Origin of the sequence: Streptomyces sp. NPDC049813, from assembly GCF_044465085.1 — a bacterium.
Lineage (GTDB): Bacteria > Actinomycetota > Actinomycetes > Streptomycetales > Streptomycetaceae > Streptomyces.
Genome location: NZ_JBITLI010000008.1, coordinates 57,899 through 82,156 on the forward strand (window position 1 = coordinate 57,899; position 24,258 = coordinate 82,156).

Consider the following 24,258-nt stretch of genomic DNA (forward strand, 5'->3'; position numbering starts at 1 on the left):
CGCAGATCAGGGGCCGCCCCCGCCGAGGCGGCCTGTCGCACGAGATGAGGACGTGGGTTGCTCAAGCCTGCTCGCAAACAGGAGAGGGATCCCGAGGGTCGGATGCCCCTCGCGGAACACCTTCGCGAGCTGCGTAACCGGCTCGCGAAGGCGCTGCTGGCCATCGTCGCCGTCACGGTCGTCGCCGCCTTCTTCTACAACGACATCATCAACTTGATCACCCGGCCGATCCTCGACTCGATCGGCTGCGCCCACAGCTTCTCCGAGCTGGCGCAGGTCAAGGACGCGCACTGCGCGCAGATCACGGTCAACGGGCTGCTCACCCCCTTCACGCTGGCGCTGAAGGTGTCGCTGATGGCCGGTGTGGTACTGGCCTCGCCCGTCTGGCTCTACCAGCTGTGGGGCTTCGTCGCGCCCGGCCTGCACAAGCACGAGAAGAAGTACGCCTACGGGTTCGTGGGCACCGGCGTCCCGCTCTTCCTGTGCGGCGCCTACTTCGCCTACTCGGTGCTGCCCACCACGGCGAAGGTGCTCATCGGGTTCACCCCGGACAACACCTCGAACCTGCTCCCCCTAGACGACCTCCTCGACCTCGTCCTGCGCATGGTGCTGGTCTTCGGCCTCTCCTTCGAGCTGCCCCTGCTGCTCGTCTTCCTCAACCTCATCGGGGCGATCACCGGCAAGCGGATGCTCGGCTGGTGGCGCGGGATGATCATGGCGATCACGGTCTTCGCGGCCGTCGCGACGCCGAGCACCGACCCGCTGACCATGCTGGCCCTCGCCGCACCGATCTGGATCCTCTACTTCGGCGCCGTGGCCTTCTCCCTGCTCAACGACGCGCGCAGGCGCCGCCGCGACGCGCTCGCCCCCGCCGACGACGAGGCCTCCGAACTCGACCTGACGCCCGAGGAGCTCGACGAGGTGGAGCCGGTCTCCGCCAGCCGCGCGCTGCCCGAGCAGTCCACCGGCGAGAAGGACCGGATCAACGGTTACGACGATGTGACCTGAGGCAACCCCCGCCCGTGGCCGGACAGTTGTTAGGGTCCGGCCCGTGACCAGCGAGATCACCCTCTTCGTCAATCCCACCGCGGGACGCGGCCGGGGCGCGGGCGCCGCGCAGCCGGCCGCTTCCGCGTTGCGGGCAGCCGGCTTCTCCGTGCGGACCGTCATCGGGGAGGACGCCGCCGACGCCCTGGTACGCGCGCGTGCCGCCGTCCGGGACGGCACCGGCGCGCTGGTGGCCGTCGGCGGGGACGGGCTGGTCAACCTCGCCCTCCAGGCCGTCGCCGGCACCCGCACCCCGCTGGGCGTCGTCGCGGCCGGAACCGGCAACGACTTCGCGCGCTCCCTGGGGCTGCCGGTGCGCGAGCCGGCCGCGGCGGGCGCCCTCGTCGCCCGGGCGCTCAAGGGCGAGCTGGTCCGCGACGTCGACCTGGGGCGGATCGGCGACCACTGGTTCGGCACCGTGCTCGCCTCCGGCTTCGACTCCCGGGTCAACGACCGCGGCAACCGGATGCGGCTGCCGCTCGGCCGCTTCAAGTACGACGTGGCCATCGTGGCGGAGCTGGCCGCGTTCAAGCCCGTGCCCTTCCGCCTGACGCTCGACGACGGCTCCGTACGCGAACTCGCCGCGACCCTCGTCGCCGTCGGCAACGGCACGTCCTACGGGGGCGGCATGCGGATATGCGCCGACGCCGACATGAGCGACGGACTCTTCGACGTCACCGTGGTCGGGGAGTGCTCCCGCAGGACCTTGCTCAAGGTGTTCCCGCGCGTCTACAAGGGCACCCACCTCACCCACCCCGTGGTGAGCACCTACCGGGCCGCGCGGGTCGAGCTGGCCACGGAGGGTGCCGGGGGCGTCACCGGCTACGCGGACGGCGAACCGGTCGGGGCGCTGCCGCTGGTGGCCCGGTGCGTGCCGGGGGCGGTGCGCGTCCTCACCGGATAATGATCGTCCGTTGTCAGTGAGGGCCGGTAGGCTCGAAAGCACGATGACAGAGGACCTCTCACCGGCCGAGCGGTATGCGGCAGCCCGTCGACGGGCCGCAGAGCAGGCCACCGCGCTCGCGTCCTTCCGCGAGATGTACGACTTCGGCCTCGACCCCTTCCAGATCGAGGCCTGCCAGGCGCTCGAGGCGGGCAAGGGCGTCCTGGTCGCCGCGCCCACGGGTTCGGGCAAGACGATCGTCGGCGAGTTCGCCGTGCACCTCGCCCTCCAGCAGGGCAAGAAGTGCTTCTACACGACGCCGATCAAGGCGTTGTCCAACCAGAAGTACCAGGACCTCGCCAAGCGCTACGGCGCCGCCAAGGTCGGCCTGCTGACCGGCGACAACAGCGTGAACAGTGACGCGCCCGTGGTCGTGATGACCACCGAGGTGCTGCGGAACATGCTGTACGCGGGCTCGCAGGCGCTGCGCAACCTCGGTTACGTGGTCATGGACGAGGTCCACTACCTCTCCGACCGGTTCCGGGGCGCCGTCTGGGAAGAGGTGATCATCCACCTCCAGGAGTCCGTCACCCTGGTCTCCCTGTCGGCCACGGTGTCGAACGCGGAGGAGTTCGGCGACTGGCTGGACACCGTGCGCGGCGACACCGAGGTGATCGTCTCCGAGCACCGGCCCGTGCCGCTCTTCCAGCACGTGCTCGCCGGGCGCCGGATGTACGACCTCTTCGAGGAGGGCGAGGGCAGCAAGAAGGCGGTCAACCCGGACCTGACGCGGATGGCCCGCATGGAGGCGAGCCGGCCCTCGTACCAGGACCGGCGGCGCGGACGCGCCATGCGCGAGGCCGACCGCGAGCGGGAGCGCCGCCAGCGCTCCCGGATCTGGACGCCGGGCCGCCCCGAGGTCATCGAGCGGCTGGACGCCGCGGGCCTGCTGCCCGCCATCACCTTCATCTTCAGCCGCGCCGCGTGCGAGGCCGCGGTGCAGCAGTGCCTGTTCGCGGGGTTGCGGCTGAACAGCGAGGACGCGCGGGCCGAGGTCCGCGAGATCGTCGAGGCGCGCACCGCCTCCATCCCCGACGAGGACCTGCACGTCCTCGGCTACTACGAGTGGCTCGAAGGCCTGGAGCGCGGGATCGCCGCCCACCACGCGGGCATGCTGCCGACCTTCAAGGAGGTCGTGGAGGAGCTGTTCGTCCGCGGCCTGGTGAAGGCCGTCTTCGCCACCGAGACCCTGGCGCTCGGCATCAACATGCCCGCCCGCTCGGTGGTCCTGGAGAAGCTCGTCAAGTGGAACGGGGAGCAGCACGCCGACATCACCCCGGGCGAGTACACGCAGCTGACGGGCCGCGCGGGCCGCCGGGGCATCGACGTCGAGGGCCACGCCGTCGTGCTGTGGCAGCGCGGCTTCAGCCCCGAGCACCTCGCGGGCCTCGCGGGCACCCGCACGTATCCGCTCAGGTCCAGCTTCAGGCCCTCGTACAACATGGCGGTGAACCTGGTCGAGCAGTTCGGCCGGCACCGCTCGCGCGAACTGCTCGAGACCTCGTTCGCGCAGTTCCAGGCGGACAAGTCGGTGGTGGGCATCTCCCGGCAGGTCCAGAAGAACGAGGAGGGGCTCGAGGGCTACAAGGAGTCGATGACCTGCCACCTCGGGGACTTCGACGAGTACGCGCGGCTGCGCCGGGAGCTCAAGGACCGCGAGACGGAGCTGGCCAAGCAGGGCGCGTCCCAGCGCCGGGTGCAGGCGGCCGCGGCGCTGGAGAAGCTGAAGCCGGGGGACGTCATCCACGTGCCCACGGGCAAGTTCGCGGGGCTCGCGCTCGTGCTCGACCCCGGGCTCGCGGCCGGACGGACCAACGGGCACCGCGGGTTCGAGCACCACGACGGCCCCCGCCCGCTGGTGCTGACCGCGGAGCGGCAGGTCAAGCGGCTCGGTTCGATCGACTTCCCGGTGCCCGTGGAGGTGCTGGAGCGGATGCGCATCCCGAAGTCGTTCAACTCCCGCTCGCCGCAGTCCCGCCGCGATCTCGCGTCGGCGCTGCGCACCAAGGCCGGGCACATCGTGCCCGACCGGCACAAGAAGGGGCGGGCACCGGCCGCCGACGACCGGGAGATCGCCCGGCTCCGCGCCGAGCTGCGCGCCCACCCCTGCCACGGCTGCTCCGACCGCGAGGACCACGCCCGCTGGGCCGAGCGCTACCACCGGCTGCGCCGCGACACCGCGCAGCTGGAGCGCCGCATCGAGGGCCGCACCAACACCATCGCGCGCACCTTCGACCGCATCGTGAAGCTGCTCACCGAGATGGACTACCTGCGCGGCGACGAGGTCACCGAGCACGGCAAGCGGCTCGCGCGGCTCTACGGCGAGCTGGACCTGCTGGCGAGCGAGTGCCTGCGCGAGGGGGTCTGGGACGACCTGAACCCGGCCGAACTGGCCGCGTGCGTCTCGGCGTTGGTGTTCGAGGCGCGGGCCTCCGACGACGCGCTCGCGCCCAAGGTGCCCTCGGGCAAGGCGAAGGCCGCGCTCGGCGAGATGGTGCGGATCTGGGGCCGGCTCGACGCCCTGGAGGAGGAGTTCCGGATCAACCAGGCGGAGGGGGTCGGCCAGCGCGAGCCCGATCTCGGCTTCGCCTGGGCCGCGTACCAGTGGGCCTCCGGCAAGGGTCTGGACGAGGTGCTGCGGGAGGCGGAGATGCCGGCCGGTGACTTCGTCCGCTGGTGCAAGCAGGTCATCGACGTGCTGGGCCAGATCGCGGCGGCCGCACCGCGCGACGGGTCCTCGACGGTGCCGCGCACCGCGCGCAAGGCCGTGGACGAGCTGCTGCGTGGCGTCGTGGCGTACTCCTCGGTGGGGTGAGCCCCGATACAGCAGTCACACCGAAGGGCCCGGGACGCCACGTCCCGGGCCCTTCGCCCTTGCGGGGTACGGGAGTTCGGGCTCGCGGACGCCCTTACTCCATGTGTGCGATTCGCAGCTGAGCGTGTAAATGGGAGTGAGTGTATGCCTGCCCCCGGGGTGATTTCAGGGGCTTGCTGAATATGACTCGGCGATGATCCGGTCGGACTAAGCTCGCCCGCAGCGCACCGAGTTGAGATGTATTCGGGCGTTTGTTCCCCTGTGCGCTGATGATTCGCATTGATCCCCGGAGCGAAACGCGGCGAACCATCGCAAACCTTCCCCGACCCGACCGTTCAGAGGGCATACATGGTGAGTGTTCAATCGCCTCCCGGTGGCCGAGACATCCCCTACACACGCGTGCTGTTGCTGCCCGCCATGGTCATGGCCGCCGCCACCGGAGCGGCCGTCGCCCTGGTCACCCAGCCGGCTCGCCTCGCCGTCGCCCTGTGCGGCGCGCTCGGCACGCTCCTGGTGGTCGCCGTCGCCGCCGAGGCGGTCCGCCGCGGTCGCCTCGTCAAGGGGCTGCGCGCCCAGTACGCGCGGCACACCGCCGACCTGGAGGCGCGCATCGCCGCCCAGGAGCGCCGCACGATGCGCGTCGCCAAGGAAGTCCTGCCGCACGCCCTGTACCGGATGCGCACCGGCGACAGCCCCCGGGACGCCGTCCGCAACACCTGCGACTCCGACCCGGCCTTCCGCGACACCACCCAGGGCGAACGCGAACTGCTGCGCCTCGCCCTCAAGGAGATCGACCGCGAGGAGGCCATGCGCGACGCCGCGCAGCGCGCCTTCGTCTCCATCGCCCGCCGCGTCCAGGCCATCGTGCACAAACAGGCCCAGGAACTGCGCGAGATGGAGGAGGACCACGGGCGCAACCCCGAGGTCTTCGACGACCTCCTGCGCATCGACCACGGCACCGCCCTGATCGGCCGGCTCGCCGACTCCGTCACCGTCCTCGGCAACGCGCGCCCGGGCCGGCAGTGGCCCAAGCCGGTGCGGCTCTACAGCGTGCTGCGCGGCGCCATGTCCCGCATCCTCGAATACCCGCGCATCGACCTGCACGCGATCTGCGACGTGGCGATCAAGGGCGTCTCGGTGGAGCCGCTCATCCACGCCTGCGCCGAACTCCTCGACAACGCCACCCGCTACTCGCCGCCGCAGACCCGGGTGCACGTCACCGCCGTCGAGGTGCAGACCGGCATCGCCATCGAGATCGAGGACGGCGGCGTCAGCCTGGGCGAGGAACAGCGGGCCAAGGCCGAGCGGATGCTCGACAAGGCCAAGGCCGGCATCGACCTCAACGACCTCGGCGAGAACCCGCGCCTGGGCCTCGCCATCGTCGGTCGGCTCTGCTCGATGTACGACATGCAGATCTCCCTGCGCCAGTCCGCCTACGGCGGCGTGCGGGCCGTCCTCGTCGTGCCGCGCGACATGATGAGCACCGGGCCCGCGCCCGGCCTCGCCCACGGCATCGGCGCCTCCGCCGTCCCCCGCGTCGACCACAACGGCGTACCGATCAAGGAAGAGCCGCGGCTGAAGAAGACGCGCCGCCCCACCACGGGACCGCGCCCGTCCGTCCCGGTCGTCGCCGCGATGGAGGACGACGTCCCCGTGGTCACGGAATGGCGGGCCAACGGGCTGCCGCAGCGCCGCCGCAAGGTCGACACCAAGATCATCGACGACCAGATCATCGTGACCCCCCGCCACCCCGACGTGTCCGTGCCCGGGTCCGTGCCGGAAGCCGGGGCGGGCTCGGGTGCGGGGCCGGGTTCCGGCCCGGCCCACGGACCGGGTTCCGGGTGGGACCCCGCCGACCGCGCGCCCGGCGGCCCCGGCCCGGGCCCGTCCATCGAGCCGGAGCACGACCGGCCCGCGCAGCCCGAACCGGGCCTGTGGGTCGAGGCGTTCATGAACGGCCTCAAACCCGACGAGCCCGGCGCGGCGGCCGCCGCCGACGCGGACGCGGACAAGCCGCATGACGACGCGTACAACCAGCAGGTCGACGAGGGAGACCGCCAGTGATCCAGCAACGCGCCAACTTCGACTGGATGCTCAAGGAGCTCGCCGACGGCGTGCCCAATGTGCGCCAGGTCGTGGTGCTCTCCGCGGACGGTCTGCGCATCGCCCGGTTCGGGGGCCATCCCGACGGCGCCGACCGGATCGCCGCGGCCTGCGCCGGACTCCAGTCGCTCGCCTCCGCCGTCGCCTCCGAGATCCCGGAGAGCAACGGCAAGATGAACATGGTCATCATCGAGGTCGACGGCGGCTTCTTCTACCTGATGGCCGCGGGCAAGGGCGCCTACCTCGCCGTCCTCGCCGATCCGTACGTCGACGCCGGGCTCATCAGCCACCAGATGCGCGACCTCGTCATCCGCATCGGCGCCCACCTGACCAGCCCGCCCCGACGCAACGGGCAGACCGTATGACGCCACGCTCCCTGGAACCCCCGTTCCGTGACGAGGAACCGCCGCCCCAGCGCGAGCGCCGGTCGGTCCAGGGCCCGGGCGCCAAGGACCCCCGGGACCCCGAGCGGCTCTACGTCATCACCGGCGGCACCGAGGGCGCCGAGCGCGCCACCCTCGACCTGGTCACCCTCATCGTGGCCCGCGCCGACCCCCCGCCGGCCGCGCCGCCCGAACAGTCCGCCGTGCTGCGCATGTGCCGGACGCCCCTGTCCACGGCGGAGATCTCGGCCTACCTCAACCTGCCGTTCAGCGTGGTCACCGTGCTGCTCGGCGAACTCCTCGCGGCCGAGCTCGTCCAGTCGCGGGCGCCGGTGATCCGGGGTGCCGTCGCCGACCGTTCCCTCCTCGAAGCGGTGATGCATGGACTACAGAAGCTCTGACACCGCCGGCGCCACGGAGACGACGGCGGGCGGCCTCCGTTTCCCCGGCGACCCCGGCGGCTCCGGTGACTCCGGCAACAGCGGCGTCCCCGGCCCCCGCGCCGAGGACCGGATGCCCGAGACGGTCACCTCCGCCGTGAAGATCGTCATCGTCGGCGGGTTCGGCGTCGGCAAGACCACGATGGTCGGCTCCGTCAGCGAGATCCGCCCGCTCACCACCGAAGAGACCATGACCCAGGCGGGCATCGGCGTCGACGACGACTACGGCTCCGAGACCAAGACGGCCACCACCGTCGCCATGGACTTCGGGCGGATCAGCATCACCGACGAACTCGTCCTCTACCTGTTCGGCACGCCGGGCCAGGAGCGGTTCTGGTTCCTGTGGAACGGCCTGTTCGAGGGCGCGCTCGGCGCCGTCGTGCTCATCGACAGCCGCCGGCTCGAAGTGAGCTTCGACGTGATCGGGCGGCTGGAGGAGCGCGGCGTCCCGTTCGTCATCGCCAACAACGCCTTCCCGGACGGGCCGAGTTACCCCACGGAGGAGCTGCGCCGCGCCCTCGACCTCGACGCGCACGTCCCGATCATCGAGTGCGACGCGCGCCGCCGGGCCTCCAGCCGCGACGTCCTGCTGACCCTCATGCGCTACCTGCACGAGATGGCCGTGCACCGGGTCTGACCCGCCCTCGCCTCGCGGGCGGCGCGACCTCGTCGCCCCGCTGCCATCGATACCCCCGTTGTCCTCACGACCGGAGCGATCACCGTGACGCCTCCCTCCCGGCCCTCCCAGTCCTCCCAGTCGCCCGCCGGGCACGACCCCCTCGGCGACCCCTCGTTCGGCCCGCCGCCGGGCTGCCCCGCCCACGCCCTCGGCCCCGACGGGATCCGCCGGCTCTACGGGCCCGAGGCCGACGCGGACCTCGCGGGCGTCTACGAGAAACTCCGCGTCGAGCACGGGCCCGTCGCCCCCGTGCTCATCCACGACGACGTGCGCATGTGGGCGGTGCTCGGCCACAGCGAGAACCTCCACATGATCCGCTCGACCTCCCAGTTCAACCGCGACGCCCGCAACTGGACCGCGCTGAAGAACGGCACGGTCAAACCCACCCACCCGCTCGCGCCGGTCTTCAGCTGGCAGCCCATCTGCTCCATGACCGAGGGCGCCGAACAGCTGCGGCTGCGGGGCGCGGTCACCCACGCGCTGGAGATCATCGACCACCGCAGCCTGCGCCGGGCCATCAACAAGGCCTGCCAGGAGATCATCAACCGGTTCTCCGAACGCGGCTCGTGCGACGTCGTCAGCGAGTTCGCCGAGCATCTGCCGATGATGGTCATGCTCGACATCTTCGGCGCCTCCGAGGCCTACAGCGAACGCTTCGTGCAGGCGGCCCGCGACATGATCAAGGGCACCGAGACGGCGATCGCCAGCAACGAATACATCATGGGCATCCTGATGGAGCTCACCGCCCGCCGCCGGGCCGCCCCCGACGACGACTTCATCAGCCGGCTCATCGCGGCCCCGGCCGGCCTCACCGACGACGAGGTGGGCCAGCACCTGCGGCTCGTCCTGATCGCCGCCTACGAGGCCACGGCCAACCTCATCGCCAATGTGCTGCGCACCGTGCTGACCGACCCGCGCTTCCGTGCCCAGCTCAACGGCGGGCAGATGACCGTGCCGGAAGCGGTCGAGCAGTCGCTCTGGGACGAGCCGCCGTTCAGCGCGATGGTGGCCTACTTCGCCAAGGTCGACACCGAGCTGGGCGGGCAGCACATCCGGGCCGGCGACGGGCTGATCTTCGGCATCGCGCCGGGCAACGTCGACCCCGCTGTCCGCCCCGACCCCACCGAACACATGCAGGGCAACCGGTCTCACCTCGCCTTCGGCGGCGGCCCCCACGAGTGCCCCGGGCAGGACATCGGGCGCGCCATCGCGGACATCGGCGTCGACGCGTTCCTGATGCGGCTGCCCGACGCGGAACTCTCCGTCGACGAGGCGGAGTTGCGGTGGCGGTCGACCATCCTGTCCCAGCACCTCGTGGCGCTGCCCGTCTCCTTCACGCCCCGGGCCCAGCAGGACGTCATCACCAAGCCCAGCATGGTGCCGCCGCCGCGGGTCGACTGGCAGGTGTCGTCCGGCGGGCCGGTGCCCGCGGCCGCTGCGGCCGCTCCCTCGGACCTTGCGGAGCCGGGCACCGCGGCGGCCCCGCCCGCGGCCGGGGACGCGGCGCCGGAGGCGGCCCCGGTCTCCGCCTGGCAGCGGTTCCTGCGGTGGTGGCGGGGCTACTGAGCCCAGGCCTCGTACGACTCCCAGGCCGCGAGGCGCCGCCTGCTCACGAACGTGTGCTCCTGGCCCGTCACCGGGTCCCGGAACTCCAGCGTGCGGGCGAGCAGTTGCAGCGGCCTGCGGAAGTCGTCGGGGGCGGCCGGCGCGGCGATCCGCGGGTAGAGCGGGTCGCCGAGGATCGGCACGCCCAGGGAGTTCATGTGCACGCGCAGCTGGTGGGTGCGGCCGGTGCGCGGCGTCAGGTGGTACAGGCCCAGCGTGTCCCCGGCGGCCCGGAGCCGGATCTCGCTCTCCGCGTTCGGGACGCCGTCCGGGACCTCGTGCGCGGTCAGCACGCCCCGCTCCTTCTCGATCCTGCTGCGGACCGTGGCCGGCAGCGGCAGCGCGGGGTCGTGGCGGGCCACCGCCTCGTACTCCTTGCGGACCTGCCGGTCGCGGAAGAGCGTCTGGTACGCGCCGCGCTCCTCGGGGCGTACGACGAAGAGCACCAGGCCCGCGGTGAGCCGGTCCAGGCGGTGGGCGGGGCTCAGCGCCGGCGTCCCCGTGGCCTGGCGGAGCCGGGCCAGGGCCGTCTGCCTGACGTGGCTGCCCCGCGGGGTCGTGGCCAGGAAGTGGGGTTTGTCCGCGACCAGGATGTGCTCGTCGCGGTGGACGATGTCGATGCCGAAGGGGACGGGGGGCTCGGGCTCCGGGTCCCGGTGGAACCAGACGTGGCCGCCGGGGGCGTACGGGGTCGTCGCGGTGACGGGCGTGCCGTCCGGGCCGACGATCCGGCCCTCGGCGATCATCGCGTCGACCGTGCCCTCCGCCACGGCCAGCCGGTCCGTGAGGTGGGCCCGCACCGTCTCCCAGGTGTCGTCCGGCGGCATCCGGACGCGGACGGCGTCGATGCCGTCGCGCTGGGGGAGCGGGGAGGGCGGGGTGCGGTTCCTGCGGCGTCTCATCGCAGGTCAGGGTACGGGGTGCGGCCCGGGGCGGGTGGGTCCGTCGACGCCACCGGCGCCGGGGTGAGGGGCCCGGGGCGCCGCCCCGGACCCCGCTCCTCGAACGCCGGAGGGCCGGGAGACGACCACTGGCCGGGCCGGCAGGCGCGGGCCGAAGGCCGGACGAGTCAGATCGGACGGCTCAGGCCGGACGGGTCAGGTCGGACGGGTCGGACCGGACGGGTCAGACCGGACGGGACGGGCCGGGCGGGTCAGGCCGGGGCCGGGGCTTCCTGCTCCGCCTCCACCTGCGCGTTCCAGTCCCGCTTGGAGGCCTGCCAGCCGTCCTCGTTGTGGCCGAGCCGCCAGTAGCCGGAGATCGAGAGGTCCTCGCGCGGGATCCCCCGGTCCACGCGCAGGTGGCGGCGGAGCTCCTTCACGAACCCCGCCTCGCCGTGCACGAACACGTGCGGGCGGCCCGCGGGGAAGTCGAGGCCGGTGACCGCGGCGATCAGCGCCTGGCCCACCGGACGGCCCGCCCGGTGCAGCCACGTGATCTCGACGGGCGTGTCGATCTTCTGCTCCTCCTCGGGCCCCTCGACCTCCAGGAAGGCGTGGGCGCGCGCCCCCTGGGGCAGCGCCTCCAGGGCCGCGGCCACGGCGGGCAGCGCGCTCTCGTCGCCGGCGAGCAGGTGCCAGTCGGCGGACGCGTCGGGGGCGTAGGCGCCGCCCGGGCCCATGAAGTGGATCGTCGCCCCGGGCGCGACGCTCGCCGCCCAGGGGCCCGCCAGGCCCTCGTCGCCGTGGATGACGAAGTCGAGGACGAGCTCCCGCGCCGCCGGGTCCCAGGCACGCACCGTGTACGTCCGGGTCACCGGCCACTGCTCGCGCGGGAGCTCCTCCCGGATGCGCTCCACGTCGAACGGCTCGGCGTACGTCACGCCCGTCGGCGGGAAGAACAACTTCACGTAGTGGTCGGTGTGTTCGAGTTCGGGGAAGTCCGCGAGACCCTCCCCGCCGAGCACCACGCGCTGCATGTGCGCGGTGAGCCGCTCGGTGCGCACGACCTGCGCCGAGCGGGCCTTGCGGGGCTTGCGGGCGGGACGCTCGGCCATGTGCCGTCTCCTTGGTCGCTGCTGAGCTTAGGTAACCCTAAGCTAACACCTCAGGCCGAGAGGGTGGTGAGGAGGCGGTGGAGAGATCCGCCCAGACCCCAGCGGGCCGCCAGCTGATCGAGCAGCTCGGCGTCGTGCGGTGCCCGCGGCAGGGCGGTGGCCAGGTCCGGCAGGGCGACGTCCCGCGCCACCTGCACCACCCGGGGCGCCACCTCCAGGTAGGGCCGTGACGCGTCGAGCCGCTTGCGCTGGGTCGGTGTCAGCTTCGACGCCGGGTCGTCCACCGCGGCCATGATCCCGGCCAGGTCCCCGAATTGCGCGAGCAGCTTCGCGGCCGTCTTCTCGCCGATGCCGGGCACCCCGGGCAGCCCGTCGCTCGGGTCGCCCCGCAGCAGCGCCATGTCCGCGTAACCGGACCCGTCCACCCCGTACTTCTCGCGCAGCAGTGCCTCGTCCGTGATCTGGAGCGTGCCCACGCCCTTGAGCGGGTACAGGACGCGGCGCTCCTTCGCGTCGTCGACCAGCTGGAAGAGGTCCCGGTCGCCGGTGACGATGTCGACCGGGCCCGTCGCCCGCGCGGTGAACGTGCCGATGACGTCGTCCGCCTCGTACCCCGCCACGCCCACGCGCGCGATGCCCACCGCGTCCAGGACCGCCTCGATCACCGGCACCTGCGGGGCGAGGGTGTCGGGGACCTCCTCCTCGTCCGGGGTCCCGGCCGCCGTCTCCTCTGCGACCCGGTGCGCCTTGTAGGACGGGATGAGGTCGACGCGCCACTGAGGGCGCCAGTCCGCGTCCATGCACGCCACCAGATGGGTGGGGTGGTGGTCGTGGACGAGCCGGGTGATGAATTCGAGCAGCCCGCGTACCGCGTTCACCGGAGTGCCGTCGGGGGCCTTGACGGAGTCCGGGACCCCGAAGTAAGCCCGGAAGTACAGGGACGCGGTGTCGAGCAGCATCAGGCGCTGGTTCGTTTCCTGGGTCACGCTCCGCATCATGCCGCACACCACTGACAGTCACCGTTCGTCGCATAAGGCGTGGTGAGGGGTTAACGGAGTGTGAACTGGGCCACTCTTCTGTTTGGTTCGCATAAACCTGGGGAGGTGCCGCCTCGGAGCGGACCCGGTCGCACGTTCAACTATTGAAGGTACGGCCGGTTCAAGCGGGCAGACCCCGCACCGCACCACGGCCCGCCGGCGGGGGAGGCGGGCCGTCTTGGTTCGACCCGAGAGGTGTATGTGTCCAGGCTTGAAGCCGAAGACCTGTACAAGGTGTTCGGCAGACGACCCGATGAGGCGGTGGAGGCACTCCGCCGCGGAGCCGACCGTGAGGAACTGCGCGCCGACGGCACGACCGCCGCGGTGATCGACGCGTCCTTCACCGTCGAGCCCGGGCAGATCTTCGTCGTCATGGGTCTGTCGGGATCCGGCAAGTCCACTCTGCTGCGCATGCTCAACGGACTGCTGGAGCCGACGGCGGGACACGTCCGGTTCGACGGCGACGACCTGACGCAGCTGTCGCCCCGCGAGCTGCGCGAGGTCCGCTCCAAGAAGATCAGCATGGTCTTCCAGCACTTCGCCCTCTTCCCGCACCGCTCCGTCCTGGAGAACGCGGCGTACGGCCTGGAGGTCCAGGGCGTGCCCCGCGCCGAGCGCGAGGCACGGGCCACCGAGGCGCTGCGCCTGGCCGGCCTCGAAGGGTGGGAGAAGTCCTTCCCCGACGAGCTCTCCGGCGGCATGCAGCAGCGCGTGGGCCTGGCCCGCGCCCTGGCGACTGACGCCGACCTGCTCCTCATGGACGAGTCGTTCAGCGCGCTCGACCCGCTGATCCGCCGCGACATGCAGGACCAGCTGCTCGATCTGCAGAAGACCCTGAAGAAGACCATCGTCTTCATCACCCACGACCTGAACGAGGCCATGCGCCTGGGCGACCGCATCGCCGTCATGCGCGACGGCCGCATCGTCCAGATCGGCACCGCCGAGGACATCCTCGTCACCCCGGCCAACGAGTACGTCGCCTCCTTCACCCAGGACGTCGACCGCTCCCGCGTGCTGACCGCGGGCGCGATCATGGCCACGCCCGAGGCCGGGTACTCGGCGGCCGCCGCCCCGGCGACGGTCACCGAGTCCACCCCGATCATCGAGCTGTTCACGCCCTGCTCGACCAGCGACATACCCGTCGCCGTGACCGGTGAGGACGGCGGCGTCGTCGGCGTCGTCCCGCGGGAGCGGCTGCTGGCCGTCCTCGGGGAGCCGATGAAGTCCGTGGAGGGCGACGGCGCCGCCGCCCCCGCCCAGGAAGCGCCGAAGGACGCCGTCCCGACGCCGCGCGGCGAGGGCGACGGACCGGTGGAGAAGGTGAACGCCGGTGCCTAGGATCCCCTTCGGCGACTGGGTCAACGACGTGGTCGAGTGGCTGCTCAACCACATGTCGTGGCTCTTCGACTTCTTCAAGACCGTCTTCGACGGCCTCTACAACGGCATCGCCGACGTGCTGCAGGCCCCCGAGCCGCTGCTGCTCGCCGGCATCTTCGCCGTCATCGCCTTCTGGCTGCGCGGGACGACCGCGGGCGTCCTCGCCTTCGTCGGGTTCTGGTTCATCGACAACCTGGAACTGTGGGACGACGCGATGCTCACGCTGTCGCTCGTCCTCGTGTCGACGATCATCGCGCTCGTCATCTCGGTGCCGCTCGGCATCTGGGCGGCCCGGTCGAACCGGGTCAGCGGCCTGTTCCGGCCGGTCCTGGACCTGATGCAGACGCTGCCCGCGATGGTCTACCTGATCCCGGCCATCCTCTTCTTCGGCTCCGGTGCCCCCGCCGGCATCGTCGCCACGCTGATCTTCGCGCTGCCCCCGGGCGTGCGCATGACCGAGCTGGGCATCCGCCAGGTCGACCAGGAGCTGGTCGAGGCCGCCGACGCGTTCGGCACCAAGCCCGGCAACACCCTGATGCGCGTGCAGCTGCCGCTCGCCCTGCCGACGATCATGGCCGGTGTCAACCAGGTCATCATGCTGGGCCTGTCCATGGCCGCCATCGCGGGCATGGTCGGCACCGGCGGTCTCGGTGGCGCCGTCAACGAGGCCATCGGCCAGCTGAACGTGGGCCTCGGCGCCGAGGCCGGCATCTCCATCGTCATCCTGGCGATCTACCTCGACCGCATGACCAGCTCGCTGGGGCAGCAGGTCTCCCCGCTGGGCCGCCGCGCGCTCGCCAAGGTGCGCGCCGCGCAGGGCCTGAAGATCTGGTCCTACCGGCCCCGCCCGGCCGTCGCCATGGTCGGCGTCGTCGTCCTCGCGCTCGTCGCGGGCGGCATGGGCATGTTCGGCGGCTCCACGTCGTCGACCGCCTCCGGTGACACCGGCAACGTCGGCCAGGGCAAGAAGATCTCCATCGGCTACATCCCCTGGGACGAGGGCGTCGCCTCCACGTTCCTGTGGAAGGAGATCCTGGAGCAGCGCGGTTTCCAGGTCGAGGCCAAGCAGTTCGACGCCGGCCCGCTGTACACCTCGCTCGCCCAGGGCGCCGTCGACTTCGAGACGGACTCCTGGCTGCCGACCACGCACGCCCAGTACTGGAAGAAGTACGGCTCCAAACTGGAGGACCTGGGCTCCTGGTACGGCCCCACGTCGCTGGAGCTGACCGTGCCCTCGTACATGAAGGGCATCGACTCGCTCGCCGACCTCAAGGGCCAGGGCGGGAAGTTCGGCGGCAAGATCACCGGCATCGAGTCGAGCGCCGGCGAGACGGCCCTGCTGAAGAGCAAGATCCTCAAGGCGTACGGCCTCGACAAGGAGTACAAGGTCGTCGACAGCTCCACGCCGGCGATGCTGGCCGAGCTGAAGCGCGCCTACGCCAAGAAGAAGCCGATCGTCGTGCCGCTGTGGTCGCCGCACTGGGCGTACAACGACTACGACCTGAAGAAGCTCAAGGACCCGAAGGGCGCCTGGGGCAAGGGCGACGGCGTGCACTCGCTGGCGCGCAAGGGCTTCGGCTCCGACTTCCCCGAGGTCGACAAGTGGCTCAAGGACTTCAAGCTGAGCGAGAAGCAGCTCACCAGTCTTGAGGCGGAGATCAACAAGACCGGCAAGGGCAAGCAGCAGGACGCGGTGAAGACCTGGCTGAAGCAGAACCCGGGCGTCGTCGACAAGCTCGCCCCGGTGAAGAAGGCGAACGCGGCCGAGACCAAGCGGCCGGTGAACGTGGCCTGGTTCCCCTGGGACGAGGACGTCGCCGTCACCTACCTGTGGAAGAACGTCCTGGAGAAGCGCGGCTACAAGCTGAACCTCAAGCAGATGGACGTGGGCCCGGTCTACACCGGTCTCGGCAGCGGTGACCTCGACGTCAACTTCGACGCCTGGCTGCCGTACGCGCAGAGCAACTACTGGGACAAGAACAAGGCGAACCTGAAGGACCTGGGCAGCTGGTACAGCCCGACCTCGCTGGAGCTCGCCGTCCCGTCCTACGTGAAGGGCGTCAAGTCCCTCGCGGACCTGAAGGGCAAGTCGAAGACCTTCGACGGGAAGATCATCGGCATCGAGCCGGGCACCGGCGAGATGAACCTCCTGAAGAAGGAGGTGCTCCCCGGGTACGGCCTGGACAAGGAGTACGAGGTCGTCGACGGCTCCACGCCGGCGATGCTGGCCGAGCTGAAGCGCGCCTACGCCAAGAAGGAGCCGATCGCGGTCGTGCTCTGGTCGCCGCACTGGGCGTACAGCGAGTACAAGCTCACCAAGCTGGCCGATCCGAAGAAGACCTTCGGTGAGGGCAACACCATCCGGACGATCTCCCACAAGGACTTCCCGACCAAGTACCCGCAGCTCACGAAGTGGTTCAAGAACTTCAAGATGAGCGAGGACGAGTTGGGCAGCCTGGAGGCCGAGATCAAGGACCGTGGTCAGGGCCAGGAGGAGAAGGCCGTCTCCGCGTGGCTGGAGGAGCACCAGGACGTCGAGAAGCGGATGACCGCCTCCTGACGTCAGGCCCCGGGCGCCCCTGACGGCGCCCGTGGACCGGCCCACGCACGAGGGGTGGGTCCCGTCGCGGCGACAGCCGTGGGCGGGGCCCACCCCTCACGCGTGGGCGGGTGCGCGGCCCCGATCGTGACCCACTGCTTACCCCGCTCACATGAAACCGTCGGGCGAACATGCGTAGGGTGCATGGAAACGAGCCGGGCAATGCGGTGGGAGGGAGCGGATGTCATGGACGAGCACAAGGAGACACTGCGCGTGGGTGCGGCCGTCCGGCGCCGGCGCCGGACGCTCGAACTGACGCTCTCCGCCGTCGCCGAGCGCAGCGGCCTGTCCGTACCCTTCCTCAGCCAGGTCGAGAACGAGCGGGCCCGGCCCAGCCACCGCTCCCTGGAGAAGGTCGCCGACGCCCTCGGCACCACCGCGGTCGAGCTGCTCGCCGCCGCCGACCCGGCCCGCACGGTGGACCTGGTGCGGGCCGACGACTCCAGCGTCGAGGACGGCTCCGCGGAGGGCGACGGGGCCTTCGTCGTCCGCTCCCTCGTCCGCGGACACCACCAGATGAACGCGCAGGAGTTCGTCGGCGACCACGATCCGGGCCGCGAGTTCCAGCTGCGCAACGACGTCCTGATGCACGTCACCGAAGGCGCCGTCGAGGTGGAGGCGGAGGGCCGCGCCTACCGGCTGGTGCGCGGCGACACCCTGTACCTGACCGGTGGCGTACGGCACCGGTGGCGGGCGACGGTCGCCGAGGCACGGGTCCTCGTCGTGGCGGTCGCCGAGCACATCGACGCGGTCGACGAGCCCGGCCCGAAGTAGCCGCCGTGCGGGTCGTCTCCCTGGTCCCGTCGCTGACCGAGGCCGTCGCCGTGACCCTGCCCGGCGTCCTGGCCGGTGCGACCGACTGGTGCAGCCACCCCGTGGACCTCGACGTGACCCGGATCGGCGGCACCAAGAACCCCGACGTGCCCGCGATCATGGCGCTGCGCCCCGACCTCGTGATCGCCAACGAGGAGGAGAACCGGGCACCGGACCTCGCGGCCCTGCGCGCCGCCGGGATCGAGGTCCTGCTCACCGAGGTGCGCCGACTGCCGCAGGCGTGGACGGAGCTGGACCGGGTGCTCGCCGCGTGCGGAGCCGGGTCTCGGCCCCGCTGGCTGGACGAGGCAGAGGCCGCCTGGTCCGCGCCCGCCGCACCGGCCGCCTTGGGAGAGCGGCGGCTGCGGGCCGTCGTGCCCGTCTGGCGGCGTCCGTGGATGGTGCTCGGCCGCGCCACCTTCGCCGGGGACCTGCTGGCGCGGCTCGGCGTCGACAACGTGTACGCGGGGCACGCGGAGCGCTATCCGCGGATCGCGGTCGACGGACTCCGCGCCTGCGGGGCGGACCTAGTGGTGCTGCCGGACGAGCCGTACCGCTTCACCGCCGATGACGGGCCGGAGGCGTTCGAGGTTCCCGCGGCGCTGGTCAGCGGGCGCCATCTCACTTGGTACGGGCCGTCGCTGAAGGAGGCGCCGCAGGTGCTGGGGGCCGCGCTGCGGGCCGCCGGTCGTTAGCTCAGAGCGCCGGTGCCGGTTTCGGGGCCGCGAGCAGGCGTCCCGTGAGCAGGCCGTGGGCCGTGCGGGCCACGGCCACCGCCCAGGCCGCGACCAGGACCGCGTAGAGCCCGAGGGCCAGCGCGTCGAAGGCGGCCAGGCCCGTGTGCGCGCCCAGGCCCTCCGCGCCGGTGACACAGGTGCCGACGGGGAACGTGAACGCCCACCAGGTCATCGAGAAACGCATGCCGTCGCGGCGGGCCCGCACCACCAGGGCGGCCGCGAGCGCCAGCCACAGCAGGGCGAAGCCCATCACCGGGACGCCGAACAGGACCGCGAACGCCGGGAAGGCATGCGCGTAGGAAGCGGACAGCACCCCGACGGCCACGTCGGCGAACTTGTTCGCGGCGGTCGTCGACTGGCCCAGCGGGCCCAGCACGAGGAAGAGCGTGGGCGCCAGCGCCACCGGGAGCGGGCCCGCGGTGAGCAGACGGGCCAGGATCAGCGGGAGCAGCACGAGCGTCGCCAGCAGACTCAGGCCGAACATGGCGTAACAGGCGAGGAGCAGCGCCTGCTGCCCCTGGCCCGGCGGCAGGTGCGGGACGAGCAGCGGTCCGACGGCGGCCGACACCATGGGCGCCACCACCGGCAGCAGCCACACCGGCGCGGCCTGGCCCGGCTCGATCCGGTGCCGGACCACCATCAGGTACGGCACGGCGACCGCGGCGGCCAGCCCGGTCAGCGTCCCGGCGGCGAAGAGCACCGTGTCGACGGCGAGCGCCGCCGTGCCCCCGATCCACTCCCGGCCCAGCAGCAGCGCCCCGGCGCCCACGGAGAGCAGCGCCATCGACAGACAGCCGTAGAACGGGGCCACCGCCGGGTCCAGGAGGTGCGCCCGCGCCTGGTCGCGGTGGTGCGCCCAGTGCAGGGCCCGCGCGGCGAGCAGCGCCACCAGCGCCAGCGCCGACACCGCCCACACCGCGGTGCAGGCCGTGCGCAGCGCGGCGGAGGTCGCCGGCAGGGTCGCCCCCGCGTTCGCCACGATCGCGGTGCCCATGACGGCGGCGTACCAGTTCGGGCCGAGGTGGCGGACTGCGGGCGCGCGCCGCGGGGTGGCGCGGGGGGTGCGGAAGGCGGCGGTGGGCTGGGCGGCGGTGACCATGCTCCTACCGTGGCGGCTGCCCCGGGCCCCCACCAGGGACGTTGTCACTATGGGGGCATAAGCTGGGTTTATGAGCGAGGAGTCCAAAGAGGGGGCCGGGCGGGGGATCGGACGGGGGTCCGGCCGGGAGCGGCGGGAGCCGGGCGGAGCCGGTGGGCCCGGGGGAGTCGGTGTATCCGGTGTATCCGGTGGGTCCGGTGGGTCTGTGGGGTCCGGTGGGTCCGCGGGGCCGGGTGGGCCGGGGGAGACGCTGCCCGGGATGCTTGCGCACCGGGTGCCCGAACTCGGCGCGCTCGAACTGCTGCTCGCCGTGGCGCGCCTCGGCAGCCTCGGCGGGGCCGCGCGGGAGCTCGGCATCACCCAGCCCGCCGCGAGCAGCCGGATCCGCTCGATGGAGCGGCAGCTGGGGCTCGCCCTCGTCGACCGGTCGCCCCGCGGCTCCCGGCTCACCGACACGGGCGCCCTCGTCACCGACTGGGCGCGGCGGGTCGTGGAGGCGGCGGAGCAGTTCGACGCCGGGACGCAGGCGCTGCGCGACCGGCGGGACTCGCGGCTGCGGGTGGCGGCGAGCATGACGATCGCCGAGTACCTGCTGCCCCGCTGGCTCATCGCCCTGCGCGCGGAGCGGCCCGACACCGCGGTGTCGCTGCTCGCCGGGAACTCCGCCACGGTCGCCGAGCGGCTGCTCGGCGGCGAGGCGGACCTGGGGTTCGTGGAGGGGGTCGCGGTCCCCGCCGGTCTGGACGCCGCCGTCATCGCCCACGACCACCTGATCGTGGTGACGGCCCCGAGCCACCCGTGGGCCCGCAGGCGCCGGGCGCTCACGGCGACGGAGCTGGCCGACACGCCGCTCATCCTCCGGGAGGAGGGCTCCGGTACCCGGCAGGTGCTCGACGCGGCCCTCGGCGGCCTCGCCCGGCCGCTGATCGAGCTGTCCTCGACGACCGCGGTGAAGGCGGCGGCGGTGAGCGGGGCGGGGCCCTCGGTTCTCAGCGAGCTGGCGGTGGGGGAGGAACTCGCCGCGCGGCGGCTGGTCCGGATTCCGCTGGAAGGGGTGCGGTTGGCGCGGGATTTGCGGGCCGTGTGGCCGACGGGGCATCCGCCGGTCGGGCCCGCCCGGGATCTGCTGGGGTTGACGCGGTCGGCGTGAGAGGTGCGGGGTGCGGCCCTTTGTCCGGCGCGCCCGGTGCTCGTGCCGAGGTCACGGGGCTCCGCCCCGGACCCCGCTCCTCAAGCGCCGGAGGGGCTGGGTCTGGGTCTGGTCCCGGGCCCCGGTCTGGTCCCGGGCCCCGCCTCTTGCGCGGCGGGGGCAATGGCTGGTTCAGAAACCGTGTGGTGCCGCCGCCGCCCGGACCAGGCCCCCGGTGACGCGGGCGTCCTCGCCCATCTCGGGGTGCCACTGCACGCCCATGACCCAGGTCATGCCGGGCAGTTCGACGGCCTCTATGGTGCCGTCCGCCGCGTGGGCCGAGGCCACGAGACCCCGGCCGATCCGGTCGATGGCCTGGTGGTGGTAGGTCGGTACCTCCGTCACCTCCGGCACGAGGTCCCCGTACCGGGTGCCGGGCACCGACGTCACCGCGTGCCGCGCGAAGGAGCCGACCGCGTCCCGGTGGCCGTCCAGGTGCTGGGTGAGGGTCCCGCCGAGCGCGACGTTCAGCAGCTGCATGCCCCGGCAGACGCCGAGCAGCGGCGTACCGGACGTCATCGCGGCCCGGATCAGCGCCAGTTCCCAGGTGTCCCGTTCCGTCGCCGCCGGACCCGTCCGCGGGTCGCGCTCGGCGCCGTACCGGCCGGGGTCCACGTCCGGGCCGCCCGCGACGATCAGCCCGTCGAGCCGCGCCACCACCGAGGGCGCGTGCCGGGCGTCGTCCGGCGGCACCATCGCGGCGAGCCCGCCGGACGCCTGGACGAGCCGCGGGTAACCGGCCGGCAGGAGCGCGGCGGGCAGCTCCCACACGCCCCAGCGGGTCTGCTGCTCCCAATAGGTGCTGATCCCGATCAGCGGCCTGCTCACCATGGTGCCGTGCTCCCGAACCTCGGTCGTGTCCCTGCGGGCGGGCGTCGCCTGTGGCCGCCCCGGGGTGTCCACGGCGACGGCGACAGCAGAGCGTACGAGATCGTTCCCGGCGGGCACAGCGACGTTCAGCATGCGGGCACCGGACCCGGCCCCTGCCCGGCCGTCCCCCGCCACCGGCAATGGAACGGCAGCAAACCTTTAGGGAAAGCGTCGACGGAGCGTGAGTCGACGGGCCGCCGCCCCACACTCGCGCCACTCGCGCCACTCGCGCCACTCGCGCCATTCACGCCACTCGCGCCACTCGCGCGCCATTCACGCCACTCGCGACACTTGCGCGAGAACGGTTCAGGCCAGGAAGCCGCGCAACAGCGCGGCCGTCCCGCCGCAGTGCTCGCGCATCATCTCGCGCGCGCCGTCCGCGTCCCCGTCGAGCACCGCCTCCACCAGCGCGGCGTGCTGGCGCTGGGAGTGTTCGAGGTTGCGGACCAGGAGCGGAATGCAGTCCAGGAGGTCGTTCACCGTCGCCCGCACCGCCGCGTACTGGGCGGCGAGGGAGGGCGAGCCGGAGAGTCCGGCGAGCGTCAGGTGGAGCAGCGTGTCCTTGCGGCGGTAGTCGGCGAGGGGGGCGTCCCGGGTGGCGGCGAGGGCCGCGCGCAGGCGTCCGGCCCGCTCCGTGCCGAGTCCGTGCGCCGCGCACAGCCCGGCCGCCCCGACCTCGAGCACCTCCCGGAAGCGCAGCACGTCCTCGATGTCCACGCCCCTGATCCGCCGCCGCAGCTCGTCCTCGCCGGCCGCCCCCGGGCGCGGCAGCACGAACGTGCCGCCGTAGCGCCCGCGCCGCGACTCCACCAGGCCCTGGTCCTGGAGCACCTTCAGGACCTCCCGCAGGGTGACCCGGCTGATGCCGAGCCGGTCGGCCAACTCCCGCTCCGACGGCAGCCGTTCACCGCCGGGCACCAGGCCGAGCCGGACGACCTGGAGGATCTGCTCCAGCGCCTCCTCGAAACCGTTGCCCGCCCGCACCGGACGCAGTACCGTCCCGAGGCCCCGCTCGGCTCCCGTGTGGGACATCTGGCCCAACCCCCTTCCCAAGCAATGGTTCCCGGCAATACCTTATGGCTCCCGGCCGACCCGAGGGACCCTCCGGGCCCAAGGAGGTTTTCCCGTGGCAGACCGCACACCCCCGCTCTCGGTGGAGGCGCTGCACGCCCTCGTCGCGGGCGGCGAGGTCGACACCGTGGTCCTGGCCTTCCCGGACATGCAGGGGCGGCTCCAGGGGAAGCGGTTCGCCGCCCGCTTCTTCCTCGACGAGGTCCTGGAGCACGGCACGGAGGGCTGCAACTACCTCCTCGCCGTCGACGCCGAGATGAACACCGTCGACGGCTACGCGATGTCTTCCTGGGACCGCGGCTACGGCGACTTCGCGATGCGGCCCGACCCGGCCACCCTGCGCCGCGTCCCCTGGCACGAGGGCACGGCCCTGCTCCTCGCCGACCTCGCCTGGGAGGACGGCTCGCCGGTGGCCGCCGCGCCCCGGCAGATCCTCCGCCGCCAGCTGGAGCGGCTCGCCGAGCGCGGCCTGAGCGCCCAGGTCGGCACCGAGCTGGAGTTCATCGTCTTCAAGGACACCTACGAGCAGGCCTGGGACGCGAACTACCGGGGCCTGACCCCGGCCAACCAGTACAACATCGACTACTCCGTCCTCGGCACCGGCCGCGTCGAGCCCCTGCTGCGCCGCATCCGCAACGACATGGCGGGCGCGGGCCTGAACGTCGAGTCGGCCAAGGGCGAGTGCAACCCCGGCCAGCACGAGATCGTCTTCCGCTACGACGAGGCCCTCGTCACCTGCGACCAGCACGCGCTGTACAAGACGGGCGCCAAGGAGATCGCCGCGCAGGAAGGCGTCTCGCTGACCTTCATGGCGAAGTACGACGCCCGCGAGGGCAACTCCTGCCACATCCACCTCTCGCTGACCGACGCGGACGGCGCGAACGCGATGGCTTCGTCGACCGGCCCCGACGGGATGTCCGCGCTCATGCGCCACTTCCTCGCCGGACAGCTCGCCGCGCTGCGCGACTTCTCCCTCCTGTACGCCCCGCACATCAACTCCTACAAGCGTTTCCAGCGCGGCTCCTTCGCCCCGACCGCCGTCGCCTGGGGCCACGACAACCGCACCTGCGCCCTGCGCGTCGTCGGCCACGGCCGCTCGCTGCGCTTCGAGAACCGCCTCCCCGGCGGCGACGTCAATCCGCACCTGGCCGTCGCGGGCCTCGTCGCCGCGGGCCTGTACGGCGTCGAACAGGAGCTGGAGCTGCCCGAGCCCTGCACGGGCAACGCCTACGACGCCGGCTACCCGCACGTCCCCACCACCCTGCGCGAGGCCGCCGAGCTGTGGGAGCACAGCCCCATCGCGGCGGCCGCCTTCGGGGACGAGGTCGTCGCCCACTACCGCAACATGGCGCGGGTCGAACTCGACGCGTTCGACGCCGCGGTGACCGACTGGGAGCTGCGCCGCTCCTTCGAACGCATGTAAAGGACCCGCCGACCGCATGTAAAGGCCCCGCC

Annotated in this window: 20 protein-coding genes; 14 read left to right on the top strand and 6 right to left on the bottom strand. The window is 72.2% G+C overall.

Annotation, left to right across the window (positions count from 1 at the left end):
• Positions 1-57: 57 nt before the first annotated feature.
• The 8 genes from tatC to ACIBW6_RS18235 all read left to right on the top strand — a co-directional run bounded on the left by tatC (position 58) and on the right by ACIBW6_RS18235 (position 9,976).
• Positions 58-1,008, top strand: a complete 951-nt coding sequence (gene tatC, locus ACIBW6_RS18200; RefSeq protein ID WP_399060663.1) for a twin-arginine translocase subunit TatC — start codon at positions 58-60, stop codon at positions 1,006-1,008.
• Between the two features lie 43 nt (positions 1,009-1,051).
• Positions 1,052-1,951, top strand: coding sequence for a diacylglycerol kinase (locus ACIBW6_RS18205; RefSeq protein WP_399060665.1), 900 nt, complete (start codon positions 1,052-1,054; stop codon positions 1,949-1,951).
• Positions 1,952-1,994: 43 nt separating this feature from the next.
• Entirely contained in the window at positions 1,995-4,805 is a 2,811-nt protein-coding gene (locus ACIBW6_RS18210; protein ID WP_399060667.1) for a DEAD/DEAH box helicase, read from the top strand.
• A 348-nt stretch (positions 4,806-5,153) separates the two neighbouring features.
• Complete coding sequence (locus tag ACIBW6_RS18215) at positions 5,154-6,869, top strand: ATP-binding protein (RefSeq protein WP_399060669.1); 1,716 nt, start codon at positions 5,154-5,156, stop codon at positions 6,867-6,869.
• Positions 6,866-7,273, top strand: a complete 408-nt coding sequence (locus ACIBW6_RS18220) for a roadblock/LC7 domain-containing protein (RefSeq protein ID WP_324771686.1) — start codon at positions 6,866-6,868, stop codon at positions 7,271-7,273. Before ACIBW6_RS18215 ends, ACIBW6_RS18220 begins: the two co-directional genes overlap by 4 nt.
• Positions 7,270-7,692, top strand: a complete 423-nt coding sequence (locus ACIBW6_RS18225; RefSeq protein WP_399060671.1) for a DUF742 domain-containing protein — start codon at positions 7,270-7,272, stop codon at positions 7,690-7,692. Before ACIBW6_RS18220 ends, ACIBW6_RS18225 begins: the two co-directional genes overlap by 4 nt.
• A 112-nt stretch (positions 7,693-7,804) precedes the next feature.
• A complete protein-coding gene (locus tag ACIBW6_RS18230; protein WP_399061062.1) occupies positions 7,805-8,368 on the top strand; it encodes a GTP-binding protein in 564 nt (187 codons plus the stop codon).
• Positions 8,369-8,452: 84 nt separating this feature from the next.
• Positions 8,453-9,976, top strand: a complete 1,524-nt coding sequence (locus tag ACIBW6_RS18235) for a cytochrome P450 (RefSeq protein ID WP_399060673.1) — start codon at positions 8,453-8,455, stop codon at positions 9,974-9,976.
• On the opposite strand, the gene ACIBW6_RS18240 is transcribed toward ACIBW6_RS18235, so the two are convergent.
• The 3 genes from ACIBW6_RS18240 to ACIBW6_RS18250 all read right to left on the bottom strand — a co-directional run bounded on the left by ACIBW6_RS18240 (position 9,970) and on the right by ACIBW6_RS18250 (position 13,006).
• Positions 9,970-10,917: a pseudouridine synthase gene (locus ACIBW6_RS18240; protein WP_399060675.1), complete on the bottom strand. Its 948-nt coding sequence runs from the start codon at positions 10,915-10,917 to the stop codon at positions 9,970-9,972. The two genes, ACIBW6_RS18235 and ACIBW6_RS18240, sit on opposite strands and share 7 nt — an antisense overlap.
• Before the next feature lie 251 nt (positions 10,918-11,168).
• Entirely contained in the window at positions 11,169-12,011 is an 843-nt protein-coding gene (locus ACIBW6_RS18245) for a siderophore-interacting protein (RefSeq protein WP_399060677.1), read from the bottom strand.
• A 50-nt stretch (positions 12,012-12,061) separates the two neighbouring features.
• Entirely contained in the window at positions 12,062-13,006 is a 945-nt protein-coding gene (locus tag ACIBW6_RS18250; protein WP_399061064.1) for a 5'-3' exonuclease H3TH domain-containing protein, read from the bottom strand.
• 243 nt (positions 13,007-13,249) lie between these two features.
• Between ACIBW6_RS18250 and ACIBW6_RS18255 the strand changes: the two genes are divergently transcribed.
• The 4 genes from ACIBW6_RS18255 (at position 13,250) to ACIBW6_RS18270 (ending at position 18,532) form a co-directional block, all read left to right on the top strand.
• The gene (locus ACIBW6_RS18255; RefSeq protein WP_399060679.1) at positions 13,250-14,386 is read left to right on the top strand and encodes a glycine betaine/L-proline ABC transporter ATP-binding protein; all 1,137 of its coding nucleotides are present in this window, start codon (positions 13,250-13,252) and stop codon (positions 14,384-14,386) included.
• Positions 14,379-16,985, top strand: a complete 2,607-nt coding sequence (locus ACIBW6_RS18260) for an ABC transporter permease/substrate binding protein (RefSeq protein WP_399060681.1) — start codon at positions 14,379-14,381, stop codon at positions 16,983-16,985. Before ACIBW6_RS18255 ends, ACIBW6_RS18260 begins: the two co-directional genes overlap by 8 nt.
• A gap of 225 nt (positions 16,986-17,210) precedes the next feature.
• Positions 17,211-17,798 carry a helix-turn-helix domain-containing protein gene (locus ACIBW6_RS18265; RefSeq protein WP_399060683.1) on the top strand — a complete coding sequence of 196 codons (588 nt, stop codon included), beginning with the start codon at positions 17,211-17,213 and terminating at the stop codon, positions 17,796-17,798.
• Between the two features lie 5 nt (positions 17,799-17,803).
• A complete protein-coding gene (locus tag ACIBW6_RS18270) occupies positions 17,804-18,532 on the top strand; it encodes a helical backbone metal receptor (protein ID WP_399060685.1) in 729 nt (242 codons plus the stop codon).
• Between the two features lies 1 nt (position 18,533).
• Here ACIBW6_RS18270 and ACIBW6_RS18275 read toward each other — a convergent pair whose 3' ends face one another.
• Positions 18,534-19,673 (bottom strand): TDT family transporter, encoded by a 1,140-nt coding sequence (locus ACIBW6_RS18275; protein ID WP_399060686.1) that lies wholly within the window; start codon positions 19,671-19,673, stop codon positions 18,534-18,536.
• Between the two features lie 259 nt (positions 19,674-19,932).
• Here ACIBW6_RS18275 and ACIBW6_RS18280 point away from each other — a divergent pair, with 259 nt between their 5' ends.
• The gene (locus tag ACIBW6_RS18280; protein WP_399060688.1) at positions 19,933-20,823 is read left to right on the top strand and encodes a LysR family transcriptional regulator; all 891 of its coding nucleotides are present in this window, start codon (positions 19,933-19,935) and stop codon (positions 20,821-20,823) included.
• A gap of 171 nt (positions 20,824-20,994) precedes the next feature.
• Here the strand turns inward: ACIBW6_RS18280 and ACIBW6_RS18285 are convergent, their stop codons facing one another.
• Positions 20,995-21,693 (bottom strand): gamma-glutamyl-gamma-aminobutyrate hydrolase family protein, encoded by a 699-nt coding sequence (locus tag ACIBW6_RS18285; RefSeq protein WP_399061066.1) that lies wholly within the window; start codon positions 21,691-21,693, stop codon positions 20,995-20,997.
• Positions 21,694-22,038: 345 nt separating this feature from the next.
• Complete coding sequence (locus ACIBW6_RS18290) at positions 22,039-22,764, bottom strand: FadR/GntR family transcriptional regulator (RefSeq protein WP_399060690.1); 726 nt, start codon at positions 22,762-22,764, stop codon at positions 22,039-22,041.
• A 94-nt stretch (positions 22,765-22,858) separates the two neighbouring features.
• On the opposite strand from ACIBW6_RS18290, the gene ACIBW6_RS18295 reads away from it, so the two are divergent.
• A complete protein-coding gene (locus ACIBW6_RS18295; RefSeq protein WP_399060692.1) occupies positions 22,859-24,226 on the top strand; it encodes a glutamine synthetase family protein in 1,368 nt (455 codons plus the stop codon).
• Positions 24,227-24,258 lie beyond the last annotated feature (32 nt).

Bases quoted from the DNA above. Each gene is read 5' to 3' on its own strand.
- ACIBW6_RS18210 (WP_399060667.1), top strand. From the start codon at position 1,995: ATGACAGAGGACCTCTCACCGGCCGAGCGGTATGCGGCAGCCCGTCGA.
- ACIBW6_RS18215 (WP_399060669.1), top strand. From the start codon at position 5,154: ATGGTGAGTGTTCAATCGCCTCCCGGTGGCCGAGACATCCCCTACACA.
- ACIBW6_RS18225 (WP_399060671.1), top strand. From the start codon at position 7,270: ATGACGCCACGCTCCCTGGAACCCCCGTTCCGTGACGAGGAACCGCCG.
- ACIBW6_RS18230 (WP_399061062.1), top strand. From the start codon at position 7,805: ATGCCCGAGACGGTCACCTCCGCCGTGAAGATCGTCATCGTCGGCGGG.
- ACIBW6_RS18240 (WP_399060675.1), bottom strand. From the start codon at position 10,917: ATGAGACGCCGCAGGAACCGCACCCCGCCCTCCCCGCTCCCCCAGCGC.
- ACIBW6_RS18245 (WP_399060677.1), bottom strand. From the start codon at position 12,011: ATGGCCGAGCGTCCCGCCCGCAAGCCCCGCAAGGCCCGCTCGGCGCAG.
- ACIBW6_RS18250 (WP_399061064.1), bottom strand. From the start codon at position 13,006: ATGCGGAGCGTGACCCAGGAAACGAACCAGCGCCTGATGCTGCTCGAC.
- ACIBW6_RS18265 (WP_399060683.1), top strand. From the start codon at position 17,211: ATGGACGAGCACAAGGAGACACTGCGCGTGGGTGCGGCCGTCCGGCGC.
- ACIBW6_RS18275 (WP_399060686.1), bottom strand. From the start codon at position 19,673: ATGGTCACCGCCGCCCAGCCCACCGCCGCCTTCCGCACCCCCCGCGCC.
- ACIBW6_RS18280 (WP_399060688.1), top strand. From the start codon at position 19,933: ATGCTTGCGCACCGGGTGCCCGAACTCGGCGCGCTCGAACTGCTGCTC.
- ACIBW6_RS18285 (WP_399061066.1), bottom strand. From the start codon at position 21,693: ATGGTGAGCAGGCCGCTGATCGGGATCAGCACCTATTGGGAGCAGCAG.
- ACIBW6_RS18290 (WP_399060690.1), bottom strand. From the start codon at position 22,764: ATGTCCCACACGGGAGCCGAGCGGGGCCTCGGGACGGTACTGCGTCCG.